Genomic DNA, 1,066 nt, shown 5'->3' on the forward strand with positions numbered 1-1,066 from the left:
TGACTTAAAATTAAAAGACCAGCAAGTTTGTAACTTGCATTAAGGCAAAGGAGTGATATAATTTAGCTATGCCATTCAAAATTCATAAACATAGAAAAGTATGTTTACTTTTCAGCTCTTGAACAATCTTGCTTTGAAAGCTAGTCCGGCTATTACAACAGAGCAGCTAGCTAAAAAGAGAAAACCTCCGAATAAGCCAAAGTGTTCTATAATCAATCCAATGACTGGTTGAGAGATCATCCCACCGATGGCACCGAATGTGGCAACTGAAGTGAGTGCAATGGCACCCTCACGCCCAGCAGCGCTAAATACCATCGGAAAGGTTAAAGCAACTCCGGCTCCGGCAATAAAGATCCCAAATCCAGCCGTATAGAAATTTGGTGACAATACAGCGAGAAGAATCCCAGATGCTGCTGCAATAGAGCCCGCTACCACAAGCTTTTTTGCCCCATATTTGTCCTTTAGTTTATCCCCTATAATTCGCATCCCTAACAAAGCTCCTGCAAAAAGGGTATAACCCACAGGACCATATCCCTCTTCAACTTGTATATAATCGGTAAAAAAGAGTCCGATCCAATTGTTTACAGAGCTCTCTAAAGTAGCGGCCAGAAAACATATTGCGCCTAATGCTATAAGTCCACCATGTGGCCACTCGAATTTTGGTCGGACGGTATCAGGATGAGGAGCATCTTGGGGTAGAAATCTATAGATAAAAGCCAGAATTGAAAGTATGAATACCGACATAAACAGAAAATGAATAAATGCAGATACTCCTAGTTTAACCAATATAGTTCCGATCAAAGCTCCAGATAAGTTACCAATCCCAAACCAGGAATGGATCTTTGACATATGTGATTTACCGGTATCAGTCTCAACTTTTGACCCCAGAGTATTAACAGCTATGTTGTAGGATGTTGAAGCGGCCCCAACCACCATCAGTAGCAAACCGAGACTTATCCAGTTATTCATTAAAGTAATAGGGAAGAGGCTTAATGCGACGACTAGTCCAGTGACCAAGACTACTTTCTTTGCACCAAAGCGGTTTATCATAAGGGCTACAACAGGC

The 1,066-nt window shown here is 41.6% G+C and carries 1 protein-coding gene; it reads right to left on the reverse strand.

The features are described from left to right. Positions 1-111: 111 nt before the first annotated feature. Positions 112-1,066, reverse strand: a 955-nt coding sequence (locus ABJV04_RS02455) for an MFS transporter (RefSeq protein ID WP_348489556.1), incomplete at its 5' end; no start/stop codon positions are given.

This window comes from Aliiglaciecola sp. (assembly GCF_039982535.1).
Taxonomy (GTDB): domain Bacteria; phylum Pseudomonadota; class Gammaproteobacteria; order Enterobacterales; family Alteromonadaceae; genus Aliiglaciecola.